This window comes from Xanthomonas vesicatoria ATCC 35937 (assembly GCF_001908725.1).
Lineage (GTDB): Bacteria > Pseudomonadota > Gammaproteobacteria > Xanthomonadales > Xanthomonadaceae > Xanthomonas > Xanthomonas vesicatoria.
Genome location: NZ_CP018725.1, coordinates 3,890,420 through 3,913,256, shown reverse-complemented (window position 1 = coordinate 3,913,256; position 22,837 = coordinate 3,890,420). Strand labels below are relative to the sequence as shown.

Annotated in this window: 18 protein-coding genes; 1 reads left to right on the top strand and 17 read right to left on the bottom strand. The window is 65.0% G+C overall.

Translation table 11 applies throughout. The features are described 5' to 3' along the window. Positions 1 to 43: 43 nt before the first annotated feature. Together secA and BJD12_RS16920 are read right to left on the bottom strand one after the other, a co-directional pair. A complete protein-coding gene (gene secA / locus BJD12_RS16925) occupies positions 44 to 2,782 on the bottom strand; it encodes a preprotein translocase subunit SecA (RefSeq protein WP_005991559.1) in 2,739 nt (912 codons plus the stop codon). A gap of 165 nt (positions 2,783 to 2,947) precedes the next feature. Beyond that, positions 2,948 to 3,892 carry a M23 family metallopeptidase gene (locus BJD12_RS16920; RefSeq protein WP_039424258.1) on the bottom strand — a complete coding sequence of 315 codons (945 nt, stop codon included), beginning with the start codon at positions 3,890 to 3,892 and terminating at the stop codon, positions 2,948 to 2,950. Between BJD12_RS16920 and BJD12_RS16915 the strand changes: the two genes are divergently transcribed. Then, positions 3,893 to 4,339, top strand: coding sequence for a DciA family protein (locus tag BJD12_RS16915; protein ID WP_074059431.1), 447 nt, complete (start codon positions 3,893 to 3,895; stop codon positions 4,337 to 4,339). It begins immediately after the preceding gene. Between the two features lie 323 nt (positions 4,340 to 4,662). Here BJD12_RS16915 and lpxC read toward each other — a convergent pair whose 3' ends face one another. From lpxC to mraZ, 15 genes are all read right to left on the bottom strand, one after another. Continuing rightward, entirely contained in the window at positions 4,663 to 5,574 is a 912-nt protein-coding gene (gene lpxC, locus BJD12_RS16910) for a UDP-3-O-acyl-N-acetylglucosamine deacetylase (protein ID WP_005991566.1), read from the bottom strand. Between the two features lie 229 nt (positions 5,575 to 5,803). Next, positions 5,804 to 7,048 (bottom strand): cell division protein FtsZ, encoded by a 1,245-nt coding sequence (ftsZ, locus tag BJD12_RS16905; RefSeq protein ID WP_005991568.1) that lies wholly within the window; start codon positions 7,046 to 7,048, stop codon positions 5,804 to 5,806. 311 nt (positions 7,049 to 7,359) lie between these two features. Next, positions 7,360 to 8,595: a cell division protein FtsA gene (gene ftsA / locus BJD12_RS16900; protein ID WP_005991570.1), complete on the bottom strand. Its 1,236-nt coding sequence runs from the start codon at positions 8,593 to 8,595 to the stop codon at positions 7,360 to 7,362. Continuing rightward, the gene (locus BJD12_RS16895; RefSeq protein WP_005991572.1) at positions 8,592 to 9,449 is read right to left on the bottom strand and encodes a cell division protein FtsQ/DivIB; all 858 of its coding nucleotides are present in this window, start codon (positions 9,447 to 9,449) and stop codon (positions 8,592 to 8,594) included. Before BJD12_RS16895 ends, ftsA begins: the two co-directional genes overlap by 4 nt. 112 nt (positions 9,450 to 9,561) lie before the next feature. After that, positions 9,562 to 10,518 (bottom strand): D-alanine--D-alanine ligase, encoded by a 957-nt coding sequence (locus BJD12_RS16890; RefSeq protein ID WP_005991574.1) that lies wholly within the window; start codon positions 10,516 to 10,518, stop codon positions 9,562 to 9,564. Then, on the bottom strand, positions 10,515 to 11,948 hold the full coding sequence (gene murC, locus BJD12_RS16885; protein ID WP_005991576.1) for a UDP-N-acetylmuramate--L-alanine ligase: 1,434 nt from the start codon (positions 11,946 to 11,948) through the stop codon (positions 10,515 to 10,517). The genes BJD12_RS16890 and murC overlap by 4 nt, the downstream gene beginning before the upstream one ends. Further along, positions 11,945 to 13,225, bottom strand: a complete 1,281-nt coding sequence (murG, locus tag BJD12_RS16880; protein ID WP_005991580.1) for an undecaprenyldiphospho-muramoylpentapeptide beta-N-acetylglucosaminyltransferase — start codon at positions 13,223 to 13,225, stop codon at positions 11,945 to 11,947. The genes murC and murG overlap by 4 nt, the downstream gene beginning before the upstream one ends. Then, positions 13,222 to 14,592 (bottom strand): putative lipid II flippase FtsW, encoded by a 1,371-nt coding sequence (gene ftsW / locus BJD12_RS16875; protein WP_005991582.1) that lies wholly within the window; start codon positions 14,590 to 14,592, stop codon positions 13,222 to 13,224. Before ftsW ends, murG begins: the two co-directional genes overlap by 4 nt. Continuing rightward, a complete protein-coding gene (mraY, locus tag BJD12_RS16870; protein ID WP_005991584.1) occupies positions 14,592 to 15,677 on the bottom strand; it encodes a phospho-N-acetylmuramoyl-pentapeptide-transferase in 1,086 nt (361 codons plus the stop codon). The genes ftsW and mraY overlap by 1 nt, the downstream gene beginning before the upstream one ends. Next, entirely contained in the window at positions 15,667 to 17,154 is a 1,488-nt protein-coding gene (locus BJD12_RS16865; protein WP_005991586.1) for a UDP-N-acetylmuramoyl-tripeptide--D-alanyl-D-alanine ligase, read from the bottom strand. The genes mraY and BJD12_RS16865 overlap by 11 nt, the downstream gene beginning before the upstream one ends. Beyond that, positions 17,151 to 18,626, bottom strand: coding sequence for a UDP-N-acetylmuramoyl-L-alanyl-D-glutamate--2,6-diaminopimelate ligase (locus tag BJD12_RS16860; protein WP_005991588.1), 1,476 nt, complete (start codon positions 18,624 to 18,626; stop codon positions 17,151 to 17,153). Before BJD12_RS16860 ends, BJD12_RS16865 begins: the two co-directional genes overlap by 4 nt. Before the next feature lie 8 nt (positions 18,627 to 18,634). Then, complete coding sequence (locus BJD12_RS16855; RefSeq protein ID WP_005991590.1) at positions 18,635 to 20,497, bottom strand: peptidoglycan D,D-transpeptidase FtsI family protein; 1,863 nt, start codon at positions 20,495 to 20,497, stop codon at positions 18,635 to 18,637. A 355-nt stretch (positions 20,498 to 20,852) separates the two neighbouring features. Continuing rightward, on the bottom strand, positions 20,853 to 21,116 hold the full coding sequence (gene ftsL / locus BJD12_RS16850; RefSeq protein ID WP_005991913.1) for a cell division protein FtsL: 264 nt from the start codon (positions 21,114 to 21,116) through the stop codon (positions 20,853 to 20,855). Continuing rightward, entirely contained in the window at positions 21,113 to 22,171 is a 1,059-nt protein-coding gene (gene rsmH, locus BJD12_RS16845) for a 16S rRNA (cytosine(1402)-N(4))-methyltransferase RsmH (RefSeq protein ID WP_039423778.1), read from the bottom strand. Before rsmH ends, ftsL begins: the two co-directional genes overlap by 4 nt. 14 nt (positions 22,172 to 22,185) lie before the next feature. Continuing rightward, positions 22,186 to 22,641, bottom strand: a complete 456-nt coding sequence (gene mraZ / locus BJD12_RS16840; protein ID WP_074052654.1) for a division/cell wall cluster transcriptional repressor MraZ — start codon at positions 22,639 to 22,641, stop codon at positions 22,186 to 22,188. Between the last annotated feature and the right edge of the window lie 196 nt (positions 22,642 to 22,837).

Genomic DNA, 22,837 nt, shown 5'->3' with positions numbered 1-22,837 from the left:
CCGCACGAGGCGGGGTTTTTCGAATCAGTAAAACCGCTACGCCCTAGCTGAGCTGACCGTGGCAGTGCTTGTACTTCTTGCCGCTGCCGCACGGGCAGGGATCGTTGCGGCCGACCTTGGGCTCGTCGCGGGTGACCTGCGAAACCGGCACCGGCGCGTTGCCGCCCTGCATCTGTTCCACTTCCTCGTCGGCGCCGTAACCGCCGGCATCCTGGTGCTGGAACTGCGAGGCCATCAGGCGTGCTTCGGCCTGACGACGCTCCTGTTCTTCCAGCTCGGCCACTTCTTCTTCGCTGCGGATACGCACGCGTGCGAGCAGGTTGACTACCTCGCGCTTGACGTTCTCCAGCATCTCGGAGAAAAGCTCGAAGGCTTCCTTCTTGTATTCCTGCTTGGGCTGCTTCTGCGCGTAACCACGCAGATAGATGCCCTGGCGCAGGTAATCCATCTTGGCCAGATGTTCCTTCCAGCCCTGATCGAGCACGGTCAGCATCACGTGCTTTTCCAGCGCGCGCATGGTGTCGTTGCCTACCGCCGCTTCCTTCTCGGCGAAGTGCGCATCCACCGCAGCCTGTACCTTGGCGGCAATCTGCTCGGCGTCCAGTTCTTCCTGCGTGCGCGCCATTTCGCGCAACGCCATCGGCATGCCCAGCTCCGATTCCAGCGTGGCTTCCAGTCCCTGCAGGTCCCACTGTTCGTCCACCGAATTGGGCGGCACGAAGCGGGCGACCAGGTCGTAGATCACATCGCCGCGGATACCGTCGACGTTGTCCTTCACCGACTCGGCGTCCAGCAATTCATCGCGCTGTGCGTAGATCACCTTGCGCTGATCGTTGTTGACGTCGTCGAAGTCCAGCAGGTTCTTGCGGATATCGAAGTTGTGCGCTTCGACCTTGCGCTGCGCCTTCTCGATCTGCCGGCTGACCAGGCGATCTTCGATGACGTCGTCCTCCTTCATGCCCATCATGCGCATCGCCTTCTGGACCCAGTCCGAGGCGAAGATGCGCATCAGATTGTCTTCCAGCGACAGGTAGAAGCGCGAGGAGCCCGGGTCGCCCTGGCGACCGGCGCGGCCGCGCAACTGGTTGTCGATACGCCGCGATTCGTGACGCTCGGTCCCGATGATATGCAGGCCACCGGCCGCCTTGACCGCGTCATGCCGGCGCTGCCAGTCGGTCTTGATCTTGAAGCGTGCGTCTTCGGGCGCATCCTCGCCCAGCGCGTGATACTCGGACTCGAGCGAACCACCCAGCACGATATCGGTACCGCGACCGGCCATGTTGGTCGCGATGGTCACCGCACCCGGCTGACCAGCGTTGGCCACGATGGTCGCTTCGCGCTCGTGCTGCTTGGCGTTGAGCACTTCGTGCTTCACCCCGGCCTTGCGCAGATGCTCGGACAGCATCTCCGAAGTCTCGATCGAGGTCGTCCCCACCAGCACCGGCTGGCCGCGCTTGGCGCAGTCTTCGATGTCGGCCAGCACTGCATTGAACTTGCCCTTGCGGTTGAGGAACACCTGGTCCGGATGGTCCTTGCGCACGGTCGGGCGATTGGTCGGAATCACCACCACCTCCAGACCGTAGATGCTCTGGAATTCGTAGGCTTCGGTGTCGGCCGTACCGGTCATGCCGGACAGCTTCTTGTACATGCGGAACAGGTTCTGGAAGGTGATGCTGGCCAGCGTCTGGTTCTCGCGCTGCACCGGCACGCCTTCCTTCGCTTCGACCGCCTGATGCAGGCCGTCGGACCAGCGACGCCCGGACAGCGTGCGGCCAGTGAATTCGTCCACGATGACCACTTCGCCATCGCGCACGATGTAATCCACATCGCGCTGATAGATGGCGTGCGCGCGCAGCGCGGCGTTGAGGTGGTGCACCACGCTCAAGTTCTGCGCGGCGTACAGGCCGTCTTCGGCGTTTTCAAGGATGCCGGCCTGCATCAGCAGTTCTTCGGCGTGGCCCATGCCCGCCTCGGACAGATGCACCTGCTTGCCCTTCTCGTCGATCCAGTAATCGCCCTCGCCTTCTTCGCTTTCCTGCTTGGTCAGCTGCGGCACGATGCGGTTGACGCGGATGTACAGCTCCGGCGATTCGTCAGCCGGGCCGGAAATGATCAGCGGGGTGCGCGCTTCGTCGATCAGGATCGAGTCGACTTCGTCGACGATCGCGTAATGCAGATTGCGCTGATAGCGGTCGGCACGCGACAGCGCCATGTTGTCGCGCAGGTAATCGAAGCCGAACTCGTTATTGGTGCCGTAGGTGATATCGCTGCCGTAGGCCTCGCGCTTGTCGCTATGCGGCATGCCCGGATACACCACGCCCACGCTCAGGCCCAGCCAGTTGTACAACTTGCCCATCTGCGCGGCGTCGCGGCGCGCCAGGTAGTCGTTGACGGTGACCACATGCACGCCCTCGCCCTGCAGCGCGTTGAGGTACACCGGCAGCGTGGCCACCAGGGTCTTGCCTTCGCCGGTGCGCATCTCGGCGATCTTGCCCAGGTGCAACACCATGCCGCCGATCAACTGCACGTCGTAATGGCGCATGCCCAGCACGCGGCGGCTGGCCTCGCGACACACCGCGAAGGCGTCAGGAAGGATCTTGTCCAGGGACTCGCCGGCGGCAAGCCGCTGCTTGAACTCCGGGGTCTTGGCTTGCAGCTCGGCGTCGGAGAGCTTCTCGATCGTCGGCTCCAGCGCATTGATCTGGGCGACGAGGCGGGTGAGCTGGCGCAGCTGGCGTTCGTTACGACTGCCAAAGACACGGGTAAGCAGACTGTTGATCATTGAAGAAACCGGTTGAAAAGGAACGGTTTGACCGACGCCGGTCCCAAGACCCGACCGCCGTAAACGAAACAGGGCGCACTGCGCCCTGTCATGGCAATACCATATTGTAGCTTGGGGCGAGCCTTCACGAATCAAGCACCTCCGCCGGAGCGTGCCATGCCTTCGTCAACCGCGCCCTCGGCGCCCCACCGGCGTGTTGGTGTCGCCCAGGAACTTGCGCGGATTGACCACGCGGCCATCGGCCCACACCTCGAAGTGCACGTGCGCACCGGTGGAACGGCCGCTGGAACCGGCCCTGGCCACCTGCTGGCCGGCGCGCACCAGATCGCCCACCTTCACCACCAGGCGCGAGTTGTGCGCGTAGCGGGTCACGTAGCCGTTGCCATGGTCCACTTCGACCACGTTGCCGTAGCCACCACGCACACCCGCGTAGCTGACCACGCCGTCGGCGACCGACATCACCGGGTCGCCCACGTTGGCGTGGAAGTCCACACCCTTGTGGAAGGCCGAGCCGCCGTCGAACGGATCGGCGCGACCGCCAAAGCCCGAGGTGATATAGGTGTTGCGGATCGGCATCCGCGAGGGCACCGAATTCTGCTCGAGCTGATGATCGAACATCAGCGAGGCCAATACGTTCAGTTGTTGGCCGGAGGCGGAGAACTGCTGTTCGACTTGCCCTAGCGTTTCCTTGAGCGACTCGACCGGCATGTCGCTGACCGGCTCATCGCCGCCACCGACGCCGACCGGCTCGTCGAAGTCGAACTCGCCGTCCTTCAACTTGCCCATTTCGGTCAGCCGTTCGCCCAAGGCATTGAGACGGGTGGCCTGTGCCTGCAGCTCGCCCATGCGTGCGGCCAGTGCATTGACCTGTGCCTGCGAGGCGCGCTGCGCCTGGGCCAGCTCGGCCTGTTGCTGCGCGACCTTGGCCTGCAGCGCGGAATTGGTCACCATGCCGGTAGCGGTACTTGCACCGACGCCGATCAGCATGCCCAGCCCGAGTACGGCGCCGAGCACCACCATCGGTCGATCCGACGCAAAGCCCTGGAACTGGCGGGCCATACGCTGGGCCCGGGTTTCGCGAGATTTGATTACAACTTTTTTTAACGCCATATGAGTGTCATGTCCAAGCCCAAGTCCAACGCACGCAACCCTTCCGCTCCGCAGCAGGCCATCGAGGCCGCGCTGGGTGAAAAGGCTGGCGACCCCTTGCGCCGAGCCTTATGGCTCGATGCGCTGGACCGGCAGTTGCGCCCCCTGTTACCGCCCCATCTGGCCATCCGTTGCCGGTTGGCCAATGTCCGAGGCGAACAGCTCGTTTTTCTGGTTGATTCACCGATCTGGCATGCCAAAGTGCGGCTCGCCGAGACCCAACTTCTTGATGCCGCCCGATCCATCGGGTTGAAGGCCACCGCAGTGACCGTCAAGACGGCAAGCACTCCGCTGCATTCCCCAATACAGCAGAACCGCGACCGTCCACGGCCGGTGTCCGAAGCCACGCACAAGGGTCTGCGCGAGGCGCTGGCGTCCCTGCAGGACGTCTTGCCGACTAAGCAGTGACGTCCTTGCGCCATCTCCGGACGGCCAGCAGTGCGTGAAAGGATTGCGAAGACCACGCACGACCCGACGCATCCTAGCGGTCGTGGCGCCTGGAGGAGTTAGAGAAGTCTTAAATAAAAGTTAAGAACAGCACCGAAATCCGAGCTGGTTCACACTTTTGATGCCGATTGCGGCATCCCCTGACACATAGACACGCCGTGGGCATCGATTGGCTGACGGTCGTCAGCGAGATGCGGGGGCGTTCATCCGATCTTCCGCAGCAGCCCATCGCCATGGGGCGAAGCCGCCACAATCTGAAAACTTCGCGGCGGGTCGTGCCGGGCTCAGGCGTAGACGGGGCTTGCGTAGGTCACCGGCGGTTGCTCGGTACCTTCCGGGAAGCTGACCCATTCCCAAGCGGTCTGGTCGGCCAACAGCGCGCGTACCAGCTTGTTGTTGAGCGCGTGGCCAGATTTGAAGCCTTCGTACGCGCCCAGGATGGCACCGCCGGCCAGATACAGGTCGCCGATGGCATCCAGGATCTTGTGGCGCACGAATTCGTTGGTGTAACGCAGGCCGTCCTCGTTGAGCACGCGGAACTCGTCCAGCACGATGGCGTTGTCCATCGAACCGCCGAGGCCCAGATTGCGCTCGCGCATGTACTCAAGATCGCGCATGAAGCCGAAGGTGCGGGCGCGCGAAATTTCCTTGACGTAGGCCGAGGTAGAGAACTCGATTTCCTGGCGCGATTGCTTGGCCGGGATCATCGGGTGGTTGAATTCGATGGTGAAGCCTAGCTTGTAGCCGTCGTACGGCTCGAAGCGCGCGACCTTGTCGCCTTCGCGCACTTCCACCGGCTGCTTGATACGAATGAAGCGCTTGGCCTTGTCCTGCTCGACGATCCCTGCCGACTGCAACAGGAACACGAACGGACCGGAGGAACCGTCCATGATCGGCAACTCGGCCGAGGACAGCTCGACGATGACGTTGTCCACACCCAGTCCAGCCAGTGCCGACATCAAGTGTTCGACGGTCTGGATCTTGGCGCCATTACAGGTCAGACCGGTGCACAGCGTGGTCTCGGTCACCAACTCTGCATCAGCGGGGACTTCGATGACCGGCTCCAGGTCCACACGTCGGAACACCACGCCATGGTCGACCGGGGCCGGTCGCAGCGTCATGTACACCTTGTCGCCGCTATGCAAGCCAACGCCGGTGGCGCGAATGGTGTTTTTGAGAGTGCGTTGCTGGGTCATATGCGAAGTTTGGGGGAGCAATGCAGACAGACGCTGAACCGGCTGTCTCGTACGCAGAGATTATCCGAATTTTAACAAGTTGCGCGTGACGAAAAGTGTCATGTTCTGGTCTTGCCGCTGCAAAAGCTGCCGGATCGTGACCGACCCGGCAGAAAGGACATGGCATTACTGCCCCGACCACGGTCGGGTGGGATGGGCTACGCCGCCGTAGCGACGCAGCCGGCGTCCGTCAATCAGCCTGGCGGCGCAGGAACGCCGGGATATCCAGGTAATCGTTGGGCAAGTCTGCCGCCGGCGCCGAAGAGCCGCCGCTGTTGTGGCTGCCAGCGCTGCTGCCGACCGAGTCGCTGCTCGGACGACGCAGGCCCAGGCCCATGCTGCCGCCGACGGCCTTGGACACCGCGTCGCCGCTGCTGGTGTCGAAGTCGCCGAATTCCGGCTGGCCGGTGGTGGCATTGCGCACCAGCTTGATCGGCGCGCGCTGGTCCGGACGCTGGGTCTGACGTGCAACCGCACGGTTCAGGCCGGTGGCGACCACGGTCACGCGCACTTCGTCCTGCATGTCGGGGTCGAGCACGGTGCCGACGACCACGGTGGCATCTTCGGAGGCAAACGCTTCGATGGTGCGGCCGATCTCGTCGAACTCGGACATGGTGAAGTCCGGGCCGGCAGTGATGTTGACCAGGATGCCATTGGCACCGGCCAGGTTCACATCGTCCAGGAGCGGGTTCTGGATGGCGGCTTCGGCAGCGGCCTGCGCGCGATCGTCGCCGCGTGCCGACCCGGTGCCCATCATGGCCAGACCCATTTCCGACATCACGGTGCGCACGTCGGCGAAGTCGACGTTGATCAGGCCCGGACGCACGATCAGATCGGCGATGCCCTGCACCGCGCCCTGCAGCACGTCGTTGGCAGCGCGGAACGCCTGAATCATGGTGGCGTTGCGGCCCAGCACGGTGATCAGCTTTTCATTGGGAATGGTGATCAGCGAGTCGCAATGCTGGCTCAGTTCCTCGATGCCCTTCAGCGCGACCTGCATGCGGCGACGGCCTTCGAACGGGAACGGCTTGGTGACCACGGCCACGGTCAGGATGCCCATTTCCTTGGCCAGCTGCGCGACGACCGGTGCCGCACCGGTGCCGGTGCCGCCGCCCATGCCGGCGGTGATGAACACCATGTCCGCACCCTGCAGTGCGTCCATGATGCGCTCGCGATCTTCCAGCGCCGCCTGACGGCCGACTTCCGGATTGGCGCCTGCGCCCAGGCCCTTGGTGACGTTGGTGCCGAGCTGCAGCTGCAGCTTGGCGCCGCAGTTCTTGATCGCCTGCGAATCGGTGTTGGCAGTGATGAATTCCACGCCATCGACGTTGGTGTTGACCATGTGCGCGACGGCATTACCGCCACCGCCGCCTACGCCAACCACCTTGATGACCGCGTTGGGAGCCATTTTTTCAATCAGTTCGAAATGTGCCATGTCAGTGTCCTCTTGAGCCGGGATTGGGGAATGGGGATTGAGGATTCGCAAACGCGAGGTTCCCTGCCCACTCCGCACCACGGCGAGTGTTGTTGTTTGAAAGTCGGGCCTCGGTTGTCGGGCCATGGATGCGCCATAGCGCTCCGCGACTTGCCGCACCTGCTCCTCGACGTAAATCCTGCAAAAAGTTTACCGCCTACCCGCTCACCGCTCTCTACTTGATCATTATCTTCGCCATCGCAACCAACGCCGCTTTGCCTTCGTTTCTTGCTCTTGCCAATCCCGAATCCCGACTTCCGAATCCCAGCCCGTCAGAATTCGCCGCGATACCAGTTCTTCAATTTCTTGAACAAGCTGCCTGCGCGGCCAGTCGGGATCGACGGTCGACGCGGGTGTTCGATCTGGCTACCCATCAGCAACAGGCCCACGCCGGAGGCGTGCACCGGATTACCGACGACTTCACCCAGGCCGGTGACGTGCTGCGGAATGCCCACGCGCACCGGCATTTGCAGCATTTCTTCGGCCAGCTCCACCACGCCTTCCATCTTCGACGCGCCACCGGTGAGCACCATGCCGGCGCGCACCATTTCTTCGAAGCCGGAGCGGCGCAGTTCGGCCTGCACCATTTCAAAAATTTCTTCGTAACGGCCCTGCACCGCCTGCGCAAGCGCGTGACGCGGCATGCGGCGCGGCGGGCGGTCGCCCACCGACGGCACCTGGATGCTTTCTTCGGCGGTGGCCAGCTGCGCCAGCGCGCAGGCATAACGCACCTTGATCTGCTCGGCTTCCGGCGTGGGCGTACGCAGCATGTGCGCGATGTCGTTGGTGACATGGTCGCCGGCGATCGGCAGCGAGGCGGTGTGGCAGATCGCGCCCTGCACGTACACCGCCAGATCCGTAGTGCCGGCGCCGATGTCCACCAGTACCACGCCCAGCTCACGTTCGTCGGCGGTCAGCACGGCAACCGACGAAGCCAGCGACGACAGCACCAGATCGTCCACCTGCAGGCCGCATTTCTGCACGCACTTGGTGATGTTGGCCGCGGCCGACTGCGCGCAGACGACAAGGTGCGCGTGCACCTCCAGGCGCACGCCGGTCATGCCGACCGGGTTGCGAATGCCTTCTTGCGAATCGTCCAGCACGTACTCACGGGGGATGGCGTGCAGGATGCGCTGGTCGGCAGGAATGGCCACTGCCTTGGCCGCGTCGAGCACGCGCTCCAGATCGCTCCAGGTCACTTCGCAATCGCGGATCGGCACGATGCCGGGCGAGTTCTTGCACTGCACGTGGTTGCCGGAAATCGATGCGTATACCGAACGAATTTCGCAGCCGGCCATGAGCTCGGCTTCTTCGACTGCGCGCTGGATCGACTGCACGGTGGACTCGATGTCTACCACCACGCCGCGCTTGAGACCGCGCGACTCGTGCGAACCGATGCCGATCACTTCGATCGGATTGCCGGGCGAGTACTCGCCGACTAGCGCGACCACCTTGGAGGTGCCGATGTCCAGTCCAACGATGAGGGATTTGTCGCCTTTGCGATTCATGTATGCAGACTGCGTTGAAGAGTGAATGACGGAAGCGCAGAGGCCAGACGATCAATCAGGCGATGCGGAAAGCGCGCGGCGATGGGATGGACCTCCGCCGGCGGCGCGGCGGGCGTGACCGGCGCCGTGTTCTTGGGCTTTTTGGCGTCGTGCGGGGTCTCGCCCGGTGCACGTTCGACCGTAAACCCATTGGTGTAGCGCAGATCGGCGCGCGCGATCGGGCGCTGCGGGTCGGCCAGCTGCGGCAGCACGCGCGCGAACCGCTGCAGACGCGCGCGTGCATCGTCGCGGCCGATCATGATCTGCAGACCGTTGCTCAGCCCCAGCGACCAGCTGCCGCGCGCGTCCATCTCCAGACGCTCCACATCCAGTCCGGTTGGTGCAAACAAGGCGCGCGACTCGTTGTAGAGCGCGACCACGTCCTGGGTTTTGCTGTCCGGTCCGCCGAGTTGCGGCAATTTGAAATCCTTGAGCAATGGCGGGGTGCGGAACAACCGGCCTTGCTCGGACAGCATGCGGTCGGTGCCCCAGCGCGCGAACGGCTTGTGCTCGGTCACGCGCACTTCCAGCACGTCCGGCCAACGCTTGCGCACCTGTGCGCTTTCCACCCACGGCAGGCGCGCAATGGCGTCTTGCGCCTGCTGCAGCTTCACCGCGAAAAATCCTGCGCGCGCATACGGCAACACCACCGCGCGCAATTCTTCGGCCGGCACCCGCTTGAAATCGCCGGACACCCGCAACTTGGCCAACGGCCAGCGCTCCGCGCCCACCCACCCATTGAGCACCGCAACCACTGGCAACGCGACCAGCGCCACCGCGATCAACCAGGCGAGGATACGCAGGGTGGCGTTCATGTGCGCGCTCCGCGCGCGGGAATCGGGAATCGGGAATAGGAAATCGTCAACAGCGGCGCACGGCCGGCTGTCGCTTTTGCGATTCCCGAATCCCGATTCCCCATTCCGCGCTTCACAGCGTCTGCTCCAGTACGCGCCAGACCAGCTCTTCGAAATCGAGGCCGAGCTGACGGGCGGCCTTGGGCACCAGCGAGTGGCTGGTCATGCCCGGGGCGGTGTTCACTTCGAGCAGATACAGTTGGCCGCTGCTGCGGTCGCGCATGACGTCAACGCGGCCCCAGTCGCGTGCACCGGCGGCGCGGAACGCATCCAGCGCGAGCTGGCCGATCTGCGCTTCGGCATCGCCATCCAGCCCCGGACACAGATATTGAGTGTCGTCGGCCAGGTACTTGGCGTTGTAGTCGTACCACTGGCCCTTGGGCACGATGCGAATCGACGGCAGCGCGGTCTCGCCCAGAATCGCCACGGTGAGTTCGTCGCCTTCGATCAATTGCTCCATCAACAGCGCGCCGTCGTAGCGCGCGGCCAGCAGCACGGCTTCTTCAAGCTGCGCCTGATCGAACACGCGGCTGATACCGACGCTCGAGCCTTCGTTGGCCGGCTTGACGATTACCGGCAAGCCGATCTGGCGTGCGGCAGCATGGATCTCATCGGCGCTGACGCCGGCGGCCAGACGCGCATAACGCGGCGTCGGCAGGCCCAGCGACAACCACACCTGCTTGGTGCGGATCTTGTCCATGCTCAGCGCCGAGCCGAGCACGTTGGAACCGGTGTACGGAATGCCAAAGGCTTCCATCAAGCCCTGCACGATGCCGTCTTCGCCGCCGCCGTTATGGCCGTGCAGCACGTTGAACACGCGATCAAATTGGCCGGCGACCAGCGCCTGCGCCAACGCAGGAATGCCATCGACCGGCTGCGCATCGACACCGCGCGCGCGCAGTGCGTCGAGCACGTTGCTGCCGGAATTCAACGAGACTTCGCGCTCGGAGGAGGTGCCGCCGAGCAGCACGGCGACACGTCCGAAGGCTGCCGGATCACTGGTGCGTGCGTTGGCGATCACCGCGCTCATGCCTGCTCTCCGACAAAGCCATGATTGATGATGTGCTGGGCCACATACCCGATATCGCCGGCACCCATCATCAGCAACAGGTCGCCGTCCTGCAGTACGTCCGGCAACACCTCGGCCAGGCCGGAAATCTGCCCGACGACCACCGGCTCGCTACGGCCGCGCGCACGGATCGCACGCGCCAGCGCGCGCGAGTCGGCGCCGGGAATCGGCGCTTCGCCGGCGGGATAGACTTCGCTCAGTACCAGCGCATCGACGGTGCTGAGCACGGCGGCGAAGGCGTCGAACTGATCGCGGGTACGGCTGTATCGGTGCGGCTGGAAGGCCACCACCAGGCGCTTGTCCGGCCAACCGCCACGGGCGGCGGCGAACACCGCCTCCAGCTCGCGCGGGTGATGGCCGTAGTCATCGACCACCTGCACACGTGCGCCGGTGCTGGTAGTGACTTCGCCCAGATCGTTGAAACGCCGGCCGATACCGGCGAAGTTTTCCAACGCGCGCGCAATGGTCTGCGGCTCCACGCCGAGCTGCCAACCGATCGCGGCAGCAGCCAGTGCGTTGAGCACGTTGTGACGGCCCGGCAACGCCAGCGTCACCGGCGTGGTGGTGCCTTCCGGCAGGCGCAGGGTGAAGCGCATGCGCGGCCCGTCCTGCACCACATCTTCGGCGCGCACGTCGGCGTTTTCGCTCATGCCGTAGCTCATCACGTGACGCGGCGTCTTGCCGGCCAGCGCAGCCACTTCCGGATCATCGATGCACAGCAGGGCCAGGCCGTAGAACGGCAGGCGCTGCAGGAATTCGGCAAACGCGGCCTGCACGCGGGCGAAATCGTTGCCGTAGTTTTCCAGGTGATCCGAATCGATATTGGTGATCACCGCCATCAGCGGATTCAGGCGCAGGAAGCTGCCATCGCTTTCGTCGGCTTCGGCCACCAGCCACTGGCCCCCGCCGAGTTTGGCATTGGCGCCGGCTGCCAACAGTTGCCCGCCGATGACAAACGTCGGATCCAGCCCGCCTTCGCTCAGCACGGCCGCAGCCAGGCTGGTGGTGGTGGTCTTGCCGTGCGTTCCTGCCACCGCGATACCGCGACGGAAGCGCATCAGCTCGGCCAGCATCGCCGCACGCGGCATGATCGGAATGCGCTGGCTGCGCGCTTCCATCAGCTCAGGGTTGTCTTCACGGATCGCGCTGGATACCACCACGCAATCAGTGCCCAGCACGTTGGCTGCCGAGTGGCCCCGCATCACACGCGCACCCAGCTTGGCCAGGCGGCGCGTTGCTGCGTTGTCGGAATTGTCGGAACCGGAGACTTCGTAGCCAAGCGTCAGCATGACCTCGGCAATGCCGCTCATGCCGGTGCCGCCGATACCCACGAAATGCACGCGCGGAAACGCACGTACCAGATCGCCGCTGTCCTGCAGGCGGCGGATCATTGAGCACCTCCTGCGGAGGCGTAAATCGGGAATCGGGAATCGGGAATCGTGTGGAGCGGAGCGCCAGCGGCAACGGATGCTTGGTCGGTGCGCTTGTTTACGTGCATCGAAATAGGTTCCTGCAAGTGTTCTGAGCTCTGCCGATTCCCCATTCCCGATTCACCACTCCCGGCTTCTTGAAGAATGATGTCGGCGATACGCTCCGCGGCATCCGGCTTGGCCAGGGTGCGGGCGGCTTGGGCCATCGACAGGCGACGTGCGGGGTCGGCGAGCAACGTCTGCAAGACCTGCTGCAGGCGCACGGCCAATGTGTCGTCCTGCTTGAGCAGCACGGCGGCATCGGCGCCGACCAGGTATTCGGCATTGCGGGTCTGATGGTCGTCCACGGCGGCGGCAAAGGGCACCAGTACGCTGCCGACACCGGCGGCGCACAGCTCTGCCAGCGTGGAGGCGCCGGCGCGGCACACCACCAGGTCTGCCCAGGCGTAGGCGGCGGCCATGTCGGCGATAAACGGTTCGACGCTGGCGTTGACGCCGGCCTGCGCATAAGAAGCCTCGGCTTCGGCGCGCAGTTTTTCGCCGCACTGATGGCGTACGTCGACATCCGGATGCCCGAGCGCCGCCAGTGCCGCGGGGACGGCCTGGTTCAAGACGCGCGCGCCCTGGCTGCCGCCAAGCACCAACACGCGCACCGGGCCACCACGCCCGACCAGGCGCGTGGCCGGCGCGGGAAGCGCTGCGATGTCCGCACGCACCGGGTTACCCACTGCTTCTTCGCCAGCGAAGCTGCCCGGAAAACCGGTCAGCACGCGGCGCGCAAAACGCGACAGCACCTTGTTGGTCATGCCGGGCGCGCGATTTTGTTCGTGCACCAGCAAGGGCACGCCAAGCAGGCGTGCGGCCAGGCCACCGGGGCCAGCTGCAAAACCGCCGAAGCTGACCACCGCACGCGGCTGTCGCTTGCGCAATACAAAGCCGGCCGCGCGCACGGCGCGCATCACTCGCACCGGTGCACCAAGCAACTTGATCACGCCCTTTCCGCGCAGGCCACTGATGGCCAGCGTGTCGATCTGGATGTCGTGCTGCGGCACCAGCCGCGTTTCCATCGCACCGTCGGCGCCTAGCCATGTCACCGGCACGCCGCGCGCGCGCAGTACCTTGGCCACGGCCAGACCCGGGAAAATATGCCCACCGGTACCGCCAGCCAAAATCATCACCGGCTGAATCCCGGCAGATGGTTGTGCGGGCTTTTGCGAGGGATTCGCATAGACGCTCATGCAATCCTCCCGAAGGTCGGTTCCACACGCGGCTGCATCCGGCTGGTGCCGCGCAGGATGGCCGATGCCGGCGCCACCGAGGGTGCTGCAGTCGACGCCGCTGCCACCGATGCCGGTGCTACAGCGGTCTCGCGCTGCGGCTTGCGTCCCGCTGTAGACGCAGGCGGCACCGGGTCGACCACCTGCTCAGCCGGCTCGGAGGACGCGCCCTGCGGCGACAACTTGCTGCGCAGGCGCTCGGCGCGATCCATTTCATACGACACGCGCAGCAGCAGACCCATCGCCACGCAGGTCATCAGCACCGACGAACCGCCGGACGAAATCAGGGGCAGGGTCAAGCCCTTGGTCGGCAGGATACCCAGGTTCACGCCCACCGAGACGAAGCTCTGCAGGCTGATCCACAGACCAATGCCGAACGCGATATAGCCGGAAAAATGGCGCTTCATTTCCACGCAGCGCATGCCCAGCCAGAACGCGCGACCGACAAGTAGCGCATACAGCGAGATCACGCCGCACACGCCGACAAAGCCCAACTCTTCGGCAATCACCGAGAAGATGAAGTCGGTATGCGCTTCGGGCAGATAATTGAGCTTCTGCACCGAGGCGCCCAAGCCCACCCCGGTCCATTGCCCACGGCCAACCGCCATCAAGGCATTCGACAATTGATAGCCCGACCCTAGCTGATCCGCCCACGGATCCAGGAACGAGGTGATGCGGCGCAGGCGGTAAGGTTCCAGGATCGCAATGAAGGCGAATACCGGCAGGCCGAACACGATCGGCATCGACATGCGCGGCAGGTTCACCCCGCCCAGCACCAGCATGCCGGCCGTGATCGCCAGCAGCAGCGTGGAGGAGCCGAAGTCTGGCTGCATCAGCAGCAGGCCCACCAGTGCGATCGCCACGCCCAGCGGCTTGAGCATCGCCGGCCAGGTCGCGTTGACCTCGTCGCGGAACCGCACCAGGTAGCTGGATAGCCACACGATGTAGAGCACCTTGACCGCTTCGACGGTCTGGAACTTGGATACGCCCAGGTTGATCCAGCGCTTGGCGCCGTTGACGCTGCTGCCCAGGCCGGGCACGAACACCACCATCAACAGACCGAAGCAGGCCAGCAGCAACACCTGGTTGTACTGCTCGATGGTCTTGAGTTCGGTACGCATGGCCCAAAACGCCAGGCCCACGCCAATGCCCAGAAACAGAAGGTGACGGGTCAGGTAGTAAAACGGATTGTCGGACAGCTCGATCGAGCTGGAAGCCACCATCACCACGCCCAACGAGGCGAGGGTGGCCGCCGCGCCGAGCAGCCACGGGTCGTAACGGCCGCCGATGGCGTCCAGTCGCGTGGCCTGGCGGGACATGTCGTTCATCAGCGCACCTTCAACGTGGCAAGGCCGATCAGCACCAGCACCACCGAAATGATCCAGAAGCGCACGATCACGCGCGGCTCCGGCCAACCCTTGAGTTCGAAGTGGTGGTGGATGGGCGCCATGCGGAACACACGCTTGCCGGTGAGCTTGAAGCTGGCCACCTGGATCATCACCGACAGCGTTTCGATCACGAACACGCCGCCCATGATCACCAGCACCATTTCCTGGCGCACGATCACCGCGATGGTACCGAGCACCGCGCCCAGCGACAGCGCGCCGATGTCGCCCATGAACACCATGGCCGGATAGGTGTTGAACCACAGAAAGCCCAAGCCTGCACCGGCGATTGCCGAGCAGATGATGATCAATTCACCAGCGCCAGGAATCAGCGGAATCTTCAGGTATTCGGCAAACACCACGTTGCCCGAGGCATAGGCGAACACGCCCAGGGCGCAGGCCACCAGCACGGTGGGCATGATGGCCAGACCATCCAGACCGTCGGTGAGGTTGACCGCGTTGGAGAAGCCGACGATCCAGAAATAGGCGATCACCACGAAGCTCACGCCGGCCAACGGCAGCGCGATCGATTTGAACATCGGAATGTAGAACGTGATTGCCGCCGGTACGTCGGCGGTGTAGTACAGGAACAGGCCGGCGGCCAGACCGAAGATCGACTGCAGCAGATACTTCCAGCGCGACTTCAGGCCGTTGGGATCGCGACGCACGATCTTGATCCAGTCGTCGTACCAGCCGATCGCACCGAAGCAGAGCATCACTGCCAGCACCAGCCACACATAGCGGTTGCGCAAATCGCCCCATAGCAACACCGACAAAGTGACGGTGAGCAGGATCAGCGAGCCACCCATGGTTGGCGTGCCGGCCTTCGAGAAATGCGTCTGCGGGCCGTCCTGACGGATTGGCTGGCCGCCCTTGAACTGGGCCAGCTTGCGAATTACCGCAGGGCCCATCCACAACGATAGAAACAACGACGTCAGCGCTGCCAGAATGCCGCGGAAGGTCAGATAGTTGAACAGCCCGAACAGGCTCTCCAGTTGCTGCAGCCAGCGGGCCAACTCAAGCAGCATGGGATGCGCCCTCCACCGGTGCCAGCAACGCGGTGACGATGCGGTCCATGGCGCTACCGCGGGAGCCTTTGACCAGCAGCGTGGGCGGGAGGTGCGCGGTGGCAGCCTGCGCAGCCGCTCCGGTGTGTTCGTGCATCAAAGAAGATTCCTGCGTTTGAGTCTGCGAACCGGCGACCTGCGCCAGATCCGCCTGCAATGCCGTCGCCAAGGCGGCATGGGTGGCAAACACGCGGCCGCCCTCGCCAAACGCCTGCGCAGCCGCGGCACTGAGCTCGCCCAATGCGTACAGACGTTGCAATTTTGCGGCGCGTGCGCGACGCCCGGCCGCGGCATGCAGTGCCGCGCCTTCCGCACCGAGTTCGCGCATGTCGCCCAGCACCAGCCAGCCATCGCCGGGCGCGGCGGCCAGTGCATCGATGGCCGCATCCAGCGACCCGGGGTTGGCGTTGTAACTGTCGTCGACCAGCACCGCGCCACCGGGCAACCGATGGGCGATCTGCCGGCCAGCCACCGGGCGCGCCTGCGCCAGACCAGCGGCGATGATCGGCAGCGCGATCCCGGCGCCCAGCGCCAGGCCGGTCGCCGCCAATGCGTTGAGCACGTTGTGGCGACCCGGCAATGGCAACGTAACCTGTGCCTCGCCCTGCGGCGTCACCAGCGTGAACTGCGCGCCATCGGCCTGCAGTCGCAGCTGACGTGCGCGGATGTCGGCGCTGGCCTGCAGGCCATAGCGCAACACCCGACGGCCCGGCACCGGCTGCGCATGCAGCTGCTGCTCGAACCAGGCGCCGAAGGCATCGTCGGCATTGATCACCGCCACGCCATCGGACGGCAGCGCGGCGTAGATCGCGCCTTTGGTCTGTGCGACGCCGAGCAGGCTGCCCAGGCGCTCCAGATGCGCCGGCGCGATGTTGTTGACCAGCGCAACCTGCGGCCGCGCGATGTCGGTGAGGTAGGCGATATCGCCCGGCTTGCCGGCACCCATTTCGTAGATGGCAACATCTGCATCGTCCGGCGCGGCGATCACTGCCAGCGGCAAGCCAATTTCGTTATTGCGGTTGCCCGGCGTGGCATAGACGGTGGTGCCGTCGACACGCCCTGCTTCGGTCAGGATCGCCAGCAGCAGCGCCTTGACGCTGGTCTTGCCGTTGGAACCGGTCAACGCGATCACGCGGGTGGCGCGATCGCGCTGCATGCCGGCCGCAATGCGTGCCAGTGCCAGTTCGGTGTTCTGCACCACCACCTGCGGTACGCCCAGCGTCGGCAACAGGCGCTCCACCAGCAAACCGCTGGCGCCCTGCGCGAGTGCATCGGCAGCGAAGTCGTGCCCATCGACACGCTCGCCGCGCAGCGCCACATACAGGCTGCCGTTGGACAGCGCGCGCGTATCGTTGCCGACCGCATCGATCATGGCATCGTCGCCGTGCAGCTCGCCGCCGGCCCAATGCGCGATCAACGACAACGGGGTGAGCTTCATGCGCGCACCCCCAGCAGGGTACGCGGCAGCAGCGCCTGCGCCGCTACCGCCGCGTCGTCGAAGGCATGCCGCACGCCAGCCACTTCCTGGTAGGGCTCGTGGCCCTTGCCGGCGATCAGCACGATGTCCGATGCGCTGGCCATAGCGATGGCCTGATGGATGGCGGCAGCACGATCGCGCTGCACGATGGCCGCATCCGGGCGCGCAAAGCCGCGCACGATATCGGCAACGATGACATCGCCATCTTCGCCGCGCGGGTTGTCGTCGGTGACGATCGCCACATCGGCGTTGAGTTCGGCAATGGCGGCCATCTGCGGGCGCTTGCCGGTGTCGCGTTCCCCGCCACAGCCGAACACGCAGATCAGCCGGTCCTGCGCATGCGAGCGGAGGCTGGCCAGTGCCTGCTCCAGCGCGTCGGGCGTGTGTGCGTAGTCGACCACGACCAGCGGTGCGCCATGCGCGCCGCCGAGACGATTCATGCGGCCGTGGATGGGCTGCAGCTGGCCCAGCACCTGGGCGATCTGCGCCGGCGCATGGTCCAGCGCGTGCAGGGCACCGGCGACCGCCAGCAGGTTGTCGACGTTGAAGCGGCCCAGCAGTGGCGAATGTACCGCGTGGACGGTGCTATCGATCCGCAGCGCGAAGCTGATGCCGTTGTGATCCAGCTGCAGCGCGTCGGCGCGCACCGTGGCGCCGCCCTGCCCGCGCGAACTCACACCGATCGCACGCAGCGCAGGATCGAGCGACGCGAACAGCGTGCGGCCGAATGCGTCGTCCAGATTTACCACCGCCGCCTGCAACCCAGCGCGCGTGAACAGCTTGGCTTTGGCGGCGCCGTACTGCGCCATATCGCCGTGATAATCGAGATGATCGCGGGTGAGATTGGTGAACACCGCTACGTCGAAATGCACGGCATCCACGCGGCCCTGATCGAGCGCGTGCGAGCTGACTTCCATCGCCGCGGCCTGCGCGCCTTCATCGCGCAGTTGCGCCAGCAAGGCATGCGTGGACAGCACCAGCGGTGTGGTGAAGCCGGTCGGCACGGCCGCGCCGTACAGGCCCACGCCCAACGTGCCCAGCGTACCGGTCGATGTACCGAGCAAGGTCAGCGCCTGCGCCAGCAATTGCACGGTGGAGGTCTTGCCGTTGGTCCCGGTGACGCCAACCATGCGCAGCGCGCGCGACGGGTGACCGTGGAACTGGTCGGCCATGCTGCCGAGTCGCGCACGCAGGCCGGGCACCGCGATCGCATCGGCCGGTACCGGCAGCTCGGCCGGCGCCGGTGGTTCGAACAACACTGCCACTGCGCCATTCGCACGCGCCTGTTCGACAAAGCCCAGCCCATGCGCGCCGAAGCCGGCGATCGCCACGAACGCATCGCCCGGACGCACCGCACGGCTATCCATCACCAGGCCGGACACCTGCACATCGCGCGCAAGCGTCAGGTCCGGCAATAGCTGCGACAGCGGCATGCTGCGGCTCACTGGCGGCTCTCCTGCAGCGGCGCAGGCTGCGCAGGCGCTGGCGGCGGTGCGATGGCGGTCGGGATGCCGGCCGACACTTCGTCCACCGGGTCCGGCACCAGCGCCGGATCCAGATCGGCCGGTTGCGGCTTGACGATCGGTTGCCCGGTCTTGCCGGCGGCCTGTGCGGCCAGCCACGACTGGATGTCGTCCGGCGGCACGTCCATCAACCGCAGCGCGCCTTCCATCACCTTGTGGAACACCGGTGCTGACACCAGGCCGCCGTAATACACCTTGCCCTGCGGATCGTTGATGACGATGACGGTGGCAAAGCGCGGACGGGTGGCCGGCACCAGGCCGGCGAACAGCGCGTTGTAATGCCCACGCTCGTAGCCGTTGGCGCCGTTCTTGCGGGCGGTGCCGGTCTTGCCGGCCACGTGATAGCCCAGGATCGCCGCGCCCTTGGCGCCGCCCTGGGTGACCACGGTCTCCATCATGTCGATGACTTCACGCGCCACCTCGGGGGTGATCACCTGACGGGTCTCGTTGTGCTGACCACGCACGAAGGTCGGCGGCGTCAGCTTGCCGCCGTTGCCCAGCGTGGCGTACGCCTGCGCAATTTGCAGCGGCGTGACCGACAGGCCGTAACCGTAGGACATCGTGGTCTTGGACGGGCCGCTCCAGCGCGCTGGCTGCAGCACCACGCCTGACGACTCGCCCGGGAACCCGCTATGCGGCGCACTGCCGTAACCGAAGTTGCGGATCGACTGGTAGAAGGTCTGGTCCGGCACCTTGGCCGCGATCTTGGCCGCACCGATGTTGGAGCTGCGGGTGATCACGCCGGTGACGTTGAGCACGCCGTTGTTGCGCGGCACATCGCGGATGGTGAAGCGCCCCACCGACATATAGCCGGGGTTGGTATCGATGATGGTGTCCTTGGTCACCACGCCGGCGGTCAGCGCGGTGGCCACGGTCAGCGGCTTCATCGTCGAACCCGGCTCCACCAGATCGGTGACCGCGCGGTTGCGTCGCGCCGACGGGTTGATGCCGGTGACCGAGTTGGGGTTGTAAGTGGGCAGGTTGACCATCGCCAGCACTTCGCCGGTGGCCACGTCCATCACCACCATCGACCCGCCGGCCGCATTGTTTTCGACCAGCGCGTTGCGCAGTTCCTTATAGGCCAAGAACTGGATGCGACGGTCGATGCTCAGCGTCAGGTCCTTGCCCGGCTGCGCCGGACGCACCAGGTCCACGCTCTCCACGATGGCGCCGCGCGCATCGCGCACCACCTTCTTGGAGCCGGGCTTGCCACGCAACCATTCGTCGAACGCCAGCTCCAGCCCTTCCTGGCCGCGGTCGTCGATGTTGGTAAAGCCCAACACGTGGGCCATTGCTTCGCCCTGTGGATAGAAGCGGCGGAACTCGCGCTGCGAGAACACGCCCGGAATCTTCAACGCCACAATCGCATGCGCCTTGTCCGGGTTGATCCGGCGCTGCAGGTACATGAATTCCTTGCCGGCCTTCTGCGCCAGCCTGGCGTTCAACTCGTCCAGCGGCTGGCCGAGCGCCTTGGCCAACTCGGCGATGCGGTCGGGATTGCGCAACAGTTCCTGCGGGTTGACCCAGATCGATTCCACCGGCGTGGACACCGCCAACGGCTCGCCGTTACGGTCGGTGATCATGCCGCGCGAGGTGGCAATCGGCAGTTCGCGCAAGTAACGGGCTTCGCCCTGGCGCTGGTAGAAATCGCGGTTGACCAGCTGCACGAACGCCGCGCGGCCGATCAACGTCACCGAGCACAGGCCCAGCGCGATGCCGACCAACGTCAGGCGGCCGCGCAGGTTGAAGTTGCTACGGGCGCGATTGCGGCCGGTCTTCATGGCGCACCTCCGTGTGCGCCACCCTGCGGGCGGCTGCGCCGTGCAAAACGGCTGTCCTGCCGTTTTGTCATGGCAACACCTCCGTGTGCGCCACCCTGCGGGCAGCTGCGCCGTGCAAAACGGCTGTCCTGCCGTTCTGTCATGGCAACACCTCCGTGTGCGCCACCCTGCGGGCGGCTGCGCCGTGCAAAACGGCTGTCCTGCCGTTTTGTCATGGCAACACCTCCGTGTGCGCCACCCTGCGGGCAGCTGCGCCGTGCAAAACGGCTGTCCTGCCGTTTTGTCATGGCAACACCTCCGTGTGCGCCACCCTGCGGGCGGCTGCGCTGTGCAAAGCAGCTGTCGTCCCAGATGGTCATGGGCGCACCACCACGATGTCGTTGGTTTCCGGGAACTTCATCCCGATGCGCGCACGCGCGACCTGATCGACACGGTTACTTTCCGCCCAGGTGGCCTGCTCCAGCTGCAGCCGGCCGAATTCGATGTTCAACTCGTCACGGGTGTGTTCGAGCTTGGACAACTGCACGAACAACTTGCGATGCATGTGGCGCATGTACACGACACCGATCGCCGAGGCGATGCTGCAGGCCAGCAGCACGATGAGCAGCAGGCGGCTCATGCAGCGTCTCCGTTCGGAGACGCCGGGAATCGGGAATCGGGAATCGGGAATCGGGGAGCAGCAGCGCTATTGCCTTTGCCCATTCCCGATTCCCCATTCCCCATTCCCAGCTTCTCAGCCACCCGCAACACCGCGCTGCGGGCGCGGGGGTTGATGTTCAACTCGGCGTCGTCTGCCTTGATCGCGCCGCTGATCAGCTGCAACGTGGGAACGAACGGCTGCGCTTCGGGCAGGCGGCGGTTGCTCGGCGGGGCCTTGGCGTAGCGGGCCATGAATTGCTTGACGATGCGGTCTTCCAGCGAGTGGAAGCTGATCACCGCCAGGCGGCCGCCCGGCTTGAGCGCGTCCAGGGCGGCATCCAACCCGGCTTGCAGATCGTCCAATTCGCGGTTGATGTAGATACGGATCGCCTGAAAGCTGCGCGTGGCCGGATGCGTCTTGCTGTCGCCGCGCGGCATCACCGACGCAATCAGGTCGGCCAGTTGCGCGGTGCGCAGCAGCGGCTGTTCGGCGCGGCGCGCCACGATGGCGCGCGCGATGCGGCGACTCTGGCGTTCTTCGCCGTAGGTCCACAGCACGTCGGCGATGTCGCGGTCGGCCGCCTGCGCCAGCCACTCGGCCGCGCTCTGGCCGGCGTCCGGGTCCATGCGCATGTCCAGCGGGCCGTCCTTGCCGAAACTGAAGCCACGCCCGGCCACGTCCAGCTGCGGCGAAGACACGCCCAGATCCAGCAGGATGCCGTCGACGGTCGCCGCAGCGACTACCTGGCCAAGCCCGGCGAAACTGCCGCGATGGATGGACACGCGCGCATCGCCACCGAACGTTTGTTCGGCCACTGCGATCGCCTCGGGGTCCTTGTCCATCACCAGCAGTCGACCTCCCGGGCCAAGGTGTTGCAGCACGCCGCGTGCGTGTCCGCCACGCCCGAACGTGCCATCGAGATAAGCTCCGCCTTCGGTCACCTGCAGGCCATCCAGAACCTGCGTGTACAGCACCGGCACATGGGCCGCCGGCGGCTGCGACACCGGGTGACCGGGCTGCGCTTCACCGCGCATCCGGGCACCCCGGCTCACAACCTGAGATCGAGCAATTCATCGCCCAGATCCCCGTCAGACAATGTCTGCTGGATCAGTGCGCGATGTGCCTGCTCGCTCCAGAGTTCGAACTTGTCGCCCATGCCCAGCAGCACGGCCTTTTTTTCGATGCCGACCGCATTGCGGTGGCTGGCCGGAATGCTCAGACGGCCATTGGCGTCCAGCTCCAGCACGGCGGATGAACCCACCAGCTTCTGTTGCAGCGTGCGGACCACGCGCTGGGTGTTGGGCTTGGACATCACATCGTCGCGCACCCGCTCCCACTCCTTCTCCGCGTACAGCCACAGGCAACCGGCCTCAAACGGGTTGTAGGTGAGAACCAGGCGATTGCCGCTCACGCGCGTGACCAGGTCGCGATATGCGGTGGGTACCGCCACGCGCCCCTTGTCGTCCACCGTGATGGCAGTCTCGCCCTGAAACACCGAATGCAACCTCGAATACCCGCTGGGGGATCATTGAACCACGAAAAACCACAAAACACCTGGTTTTCCCTCCGATGCCCACCTTAGCAGCGCGCCAAAGGTTGTCAACAGTTTTCAAGGTGGTAAATCGCCAGTCACATCAATGAGTTGCGGCACTCTTTAGAGACTTGTTCAAAGCTTATCCACAAGTTGCTGTTTCGTCTCA